This window comes from Thermosynechococcus sp., from assembly GCF_046299635.1.
In the GTDB taxonomy this organism is placed as follows: domain Bacteria; phylum Cyanobacteriota; class Cyanobacteriia; order Thermosynechococcales; family Thermosynechococcaceae; genus Thermosynechococcus.
In genome coordinates this window covers 1-5,774 of record NZ_JBKBHV010000043.1, presented here as the reverse complement: position 1 = coordinate 5,774, position 5,774 = coordinate 1, and the positions used below count along the sequence as shown (strand labels likewise).

Here is a 5,774-nt window from a genome sequence, read left to right as displayed (position 1 = left end):
CGCCTCAGGACAGCGCAGACGGGGGGTATAGGTACCGCCAACCCGCCACACAGAAATATACCGATTGTCCCGCACCCACTGAATGGTAACCTCGCCACTACAGCCAAAATTGCCGGTGCGATCGCGATCGGTAAACCAGCCCCGTATCCAACCGTTGCCAACCGCTCTCACTGTAATTGCGCCATCATAAACCCGTCCCTTGACTTCCGTCGTGTAGGACAAAACATCTCCCGGAAAGTGGGTATACTGATAGTCATTAATTTCCGTCATCCCGCTATCGGAGATGAGGGTTTCTGCTGCTACTGGCAAAACAGGCGCCAAGCTCAGCACCACTGCGCCTAGCCACCGCCGGAGAATGGTCATAGCCTTACCCCCCTACTGACCCGTGCTACTTTGAGACCAACGACTTTTTGCCAATACGGCGAACTGCTTACAGTCCTTAGGAAGATTTTAGAGGAACGCGCGGACATCCGTAACTTCGCCCGCGATCGCTGCCGCTGCAACCATGGCCGGACTCATGAGCAGGGTGCGTCCTGCTGCGGAGCCTTGGCGTCCTTTGAAGTTGCGATTCGAGGAGGAAGCACTGATCTGGCGTCCCTCTAGCCTGTCGGGATTCATCGCCAGGCACATGGAGCAGCCGGGATGGCGCCATTCAAAGCCCGCCGCTTGAAAGACGACATCGAGACCTTCTGCTTCTGCTTGCGCTTTCACCCGTTCTGAGCCGGGAACGACAAAGGCTTTGACACCGGGTTTGACTTTGCGTCCTTCGACGACTTTGGCCGCCTGTCGCAGATCACTGATGCGACCATTGGTGCAACTGCCGATAAAGCAGACATCCACCTTTGTGCCTTGAATGGGCTGCCCCGGTTTTAGATCCATGTAGGCATAGGCTTCCGCAGCGATCGCTCGCTCTGCCTCTGGCAAACTCTCGAGGGGGGGCAAGGTCTCATCAACGGCAACGCTCTGGCCGGGGGTAATCCCCCATGTTACCGTCGGTGCAATCTCCGCAGCCGTAAACCTGACCACATCATCGTATTCGGCATCGGCCTCACTGGCCAGCGATCGCCACCAAGCCACTGCCTGATCCCAGTGTTTGCCTTGTGGTGCAAAAGGCCGACCCTGCAAGTAGGCAAACGTGGTTTCATCGGGGTTCATGTAGCCGCAGCGGGCACCCCCCTCAATGGCCATGTTGCAGACGGTCATCCGCTCTTCCATAGACATCTGGGCAAAGGTGGTGCCGCCAAATTCGTAGGCATAACCCACGCCCCCTTTAACCCCCAGTTGCCGAATGAGATAGAGAATCACATCCTTGGCATAGACGCCGGCTGCCATGGAGCCGTTTACCTCCACCTTGCGCACCTTCAGCTTATTGAGGGCAAGGGTCTGCGTAGCCAAAACATCCCGTACTTGACTAGTGCCGATTCCAAAGGCGATCGCCCCAAAGGCACCGTGGGTCGAAGTGTGACTATCCCCGCAGGCGATCGTCATCCCCGGTTGGGTCAACCCCAGCTCCGGGGCAATCACATGGACAATCCCCTGACGGCCGGAGCCAATGCCAAAAAAGGGAATATTGTAGGTGCGGCAATTCGCCTCAAGGGCTTGCAGCATCTCTTCGGCAAGGGCATCTTGGAGGGGACGCGCCACCGTATCTGTGGGCACAATATGATCCACCGTGGCCACGGTTCGCTGTGGATACAAGACAGGCAACCCTCGCTCCCGCAGCATTGCAAAGGCTTGGGGACTCGTGACTTCGTGAATTAGGTGCAGGCCAATAAGTAGTTGTGTTTGCCCTGAAGGCAGTGTAGCCACTGTATGCTGTTCCCAAACCTTATCGAAGAGTGTGCTGCGACTCATAGACTTGTGCAAAAATCCAGCTTATCAATTATAGGCAAAAGCAAGGGAGTCACATCACAGATGGTCAGACCCATGATGTCAAGGAGTTGATGTTCTAGCAGGTGTTCTGCGCGGGGGCTTCTAGGGTCTTGGAGTGGTTGAGCAGACGGCCAGAGGCATGGTGGCATTCCCACAAACGATTGGCTTACTTTATCTGTTTTCTAGTGTTCTAGTGTGCGATCGCCTCCGTGTCCTAGGCGTTTTTTTCACTTTCTCTGCCAAGATTGATTCAAGATGAAAATAGAGTGTTCAGGGGAGATGGTAGATGAGCGAGCAGGAGTTTCAAGCCAAAGTACTTAGCGAGTTGCAAGCCCTCCGCACAGATGTGGAGAAGCTGGGCACCGACGTGGGAAAACTACAAACCGATGTCGAAAAGCTGCAAACAGACGTTCACAAGCTCCAAGGGGATGTGAACAAGCTCCAAGGGGATGTGAGCAAGCTCCAAGGGGATGTGAGTGAGTTGGCCACCCAAGTCAAAAATCAAGAGTACAAATTTGAGGTCTACCAGCGGGGCACCGATGCCATGGTGCGGATGGCAACCACAATAATTATTGCCGCAGCATCTGTTGTAGTCCTTTCCAGTCTTTCGCCGGCAGTGACGGCACTGGTGAGCGCGATCGCCCACCAAGGGAACTGAAGGTAGATGATCATCCTAGAGTCTGCTTCAAAATTCGTTAAAATTTTCTTATTTATCGGCTTAATCCTCTTGAGTACGAGTTTGGCTGTGATTTTTCCCCTGAACCCGGTAGAAGGCCTAGGCAGTGGTGTCAGCAAAACGGTTTTAGACAACGGCCTGACGGTTCTCATCAAAGAGATTCCCACCGCCCCCGTAGTGAGTTTGCAGGTTTGGTATCGGGTGGGGTCTCGCCATGAACCCAAGGGCGAAAACGGCATTGCCCATCAACTAGAGCACCTGATGTTTAAGGGCACCCAAAGCCGCCCCGTCCAGTTTGGTCAGTTGTTTTACGCCCTTGGCAGTTCTTCCAATGCCTTTACCAGCTATGACATAACGGCCTACCACCACACGGCGCCTGCCGACCAACTGGAACCTCTGCTGATCCTCGAAGCCGATCGCCTGCGCAATATCCTGATGACACCCGACGCCCTTGAGAGTGAAAAGCGAGTGGTGATCTCCGAGCTGCAAGGGTACGAGAATAGTCCGGAATATCGCCTCAGTCGCGCCGTGATGGCAGCCCTCTATCCCCATCATCCCTACGGCTTGCCGGTGGGGGGCACGGCAAGAGATGTAGAGCAGTTTACGCTATCGGCGGTGAAGAATTTTTATCACCAGTACTATCGTCCCGATAATGCGGTTGTGGTCATTGCTGGCGATGTGCGTCCCCCAAGGGCACTGGAACTGGTCAAGAAAACCTTTGGCCAAATTCCGCGGCCAACCGCTCCCCTAAAGTTTCCCGCCTTGCCGTCCCCAACGGCGGGTTCATCCCAGCGCATTCGCCTCACCGAACCGGGAAGTGCGCCGCTCCTGCAACTGGTGGTACCGATTCCGGCAATGACCCATCCCGATCAGGCAGCCTTGGATGTGCTGGATATGCTCCTGAGTGGTGGCCGCAGCTCCTACCTCTACCAAAAACTTATCGAAACCGGCCAAGCCAGTTCTATCCATTCCTATGCCATGGCCTTACAGGAGGGGGGCTGGTTTGAAATTGGCGCGATCGCGGCACCGCAGCAATCCCTCGAAACCATTGAGCAAACCATCGGCCAGATTCTCGACCAACTGGCGCAGCATCCTTTAAGTGGTGCTGAACTCCAGCGAGCCAAGCAACAGCTGAAGGCCAATTTTGTTCTGCGCAATCGCGACATTGATGCCCAAGCCAGTCAACTGGCTAATGATGAAACCCTGACGGGAGATTACCGCTTTAGCGATCGCCACCTTGCGGCCATTGAACAGGTCACCGCTGCCGATGTGCAACGAGTGGTGCAAACCTACTTTGGGCGCGATCGCTGGATTGTGGGGGAGTTTATTCCCAGTCAATTTGCCGAGGTTGAACTCTCAGGCCGACCGAGCACCCAAACCACGGCCCATGAGCTTGTCGGTGAGCCACCGGATCCCCAAACCATTGCTGCCTACCTACCCCAAGGGAGTGGCGACAGTGCTGCTGCCCTCAGACCCACGGCAGTGGAAACCTTGACACTGGAAAATGGCCTGCGGGTGCTCTTACTGGTGGATCGCAGTACGCCAACGATAACGCTGGCAGGACGCATTGATGCCGGCACCGCCTACGATCTCCTAACGCAGCCGGGGGTTGCCCATCTAACAGCGGCAAATCTCCTCAACGGCACCCGCCATAAAACGGCTCTGACCTTGGCCCAAACCCTTGAAGATCGCGGCATTAGCTTAGAATTCAGTGCCTTCCGCGATGGGGTGGACATTGAGGGCTATGCCTTGGCCGATGAACTGCCTACCCTTTTGGAAACCCTTGGGGAAGTGCTTCAGGAGGCCACCTTCCCGGAATCCGAATTGCAGCTTAGCCGGCAGCGCTATCTCACTGCCCTGCGTTTGGAGGCCGATGATCCTGCCCGCTGGGGACGCCGCGTTTTGCAACAAACCCTTTACCCGCCCAATCACCCTTTACATCCCTTTGCCACGCCAGAATCGGTGCAGGCAATTCAACGCCAAGATGTGGTCAATTTCTATCGGGCGGCCTATAGGCCGGAGCGCACGATTTTGGTTTTGGTCGGTGATTTTGACCCTAAGGCGGTGCGATCGCGCCTCAACGACATTTTTGGTTCATGGCAACCCCAGACCGCTCCCCTTTCCCTAGCCTTTCCGGCGGTTTCTCCGCCGCCTCAACCCCTTTTTAAGAATGCGGTGATTGCCGGCAAAAGCCAAGCCATAACCTATCTGGGAGCACCGGGGATTGATCGCCGCGATCCGCACTTCTATGCCGCAATGCTAATGAATCACATTCTGGGGGGAGATACGCTGGCCAGTCGCTTGGGCACCGAGATTCGCGATCGCCAGGGGTTAACCTACGGCATCTATAGCTTCTTTAGTGCCGGTCGCCAGGCCGGGCCTTTTGTCATCCAACTGCAAACAGCCCCTGAGGACACTGCCAAGGCCATTGACGCCACCCGTCAACTGCTGCGCGAAGCTCGCCATCAGGGCTTGACCGCTGCTGAACTCGATGCCGCCAAGCGCAGCCTCGGCAATACCTACATGGTGGAGTTGGCCGATGTGGATGTGCTAGCCCGCGCCTTGGTAGCCAATGCTAGCGTTGATTTGCCGCCGCAGGAACTCCAGACTTTTGGCGATCGCCTGCAGGCCGTTACATTGGATCAAGTGAATCAAGCCCTGCAAGACCTGATTGATCCAGACCGCCTTGTAATTGTCACTGCTGGTTCCACCGTTTCCTATCGCCCCTAAAACCATGGCCAGCCTCAGCCTAGGACTCTACCAACTGGAACAGTGGGCCAACCAATGGGTGACGGCTCAACTGAATGATTTGACCATCCTCAGTGTGGGGATTGTCTTTCTTGCCGGACTCCTCACCAGTCTGACGCCCTGCACCCTCTCGATGCTGCCGGTAACCGTGGGTTACATTGCCGGCTACGCGGCCAAGCAAAATAGCTCCGTCCTGCGTCAATCCCTTTGGTTTGCCTTGGGGCTTGCCAGCACACTCACGGTTCTGGGCATGGTGGCGGCTATTGCCGGCCGCATTTACGGTCAAGTGGGGTGGGGGTTGACCCTGCTGGTGAGTGTTGTGGCAATCCTCATGGGCTTAAATTTGCTCAATGCCCTACCGCTGACATTTCCCCGCAGTCGCTTCTTAGAGGAATTGCCGCATCGTGTCCCGGCGGGCGTGCAGGCCTATACCTTGGGGGCTACCTTTGGCTTGGTGGCTGCTCCCTGTAGCACGCCG

5 protein-coding genes are annotated in these 5,774 nt (G+C 55.9%); 3 read left to right on the top strand and 2 right to left on the bottom strand.

The window, feature by feature from the left end; genetic code table 11:
- Together ACK4IR_RS12185 and leuC are read right to left on the bottom strand one after the other, a co-directional pair.
- Nucleotides 1-363: hypothetical protein (locus ACK4IR_RS12185; RefSeq protein WP_409874624.1), on the bottom strand; the 363-nt coding region annotated here is incomplete at its 3' end.
- A gap of 87 nt (nucleotides 364-450) precedes the next feature.
- Entirely contained in the window at nucleotides 451-1,854 is a 1,404-nt protein-coding gene (gene leuC, locus ACK4IR_RS12180) for a 3-isopropylmalate dehydratase large subunit (protein WP_409874623.1), read from the bottom strand.
- 304 nt (nucleotides 1,855-2,158) lie between these two features.
- Between leuC and ACK4IR_RS12175 the strand changes: the two genes are divergently transcribed.
- From ACK4IR_RS12175 to ACK4IR_RS12165, 3 genes are all read left to right on the top strand, one after another.
- Nucleotides 2,159-2,530, top strand: coding sequence for a hypothetical protein (locus ACK4IR_RS12175; RefSeq protein WP_409874622.1), 372 nt, complete (start codon nucleotides 2,159-2,161; stop codon nucleotides 2,528-2,530).
- A gap of 6 nt (nucleotides 2,531-2,536) precedes the next feature.
- Nucleotides 2,537-5,278, top strand: a complete 2,742-nt coding sequence (locus ACK4IR_RS12170; RefSeq protein ID WP_409874621.1) for a M16 family metallopeptidase — start codon at nucleotides 2,537-2,539, stop codon at nucleotides 5,276-5,278.
- 4 nt (nucleotides 5,279-5,282) lie between these two features.
- Nucleotides 5,283-5,774, top strand: a 492-nt coding sequence (locus ACK4IR_RS12165; RefSeq protein ID WP_409874620.1) for a cytochrome c biogenesis CcdA family protein, incomplete at its 3' end; no start/stop codon positions are given.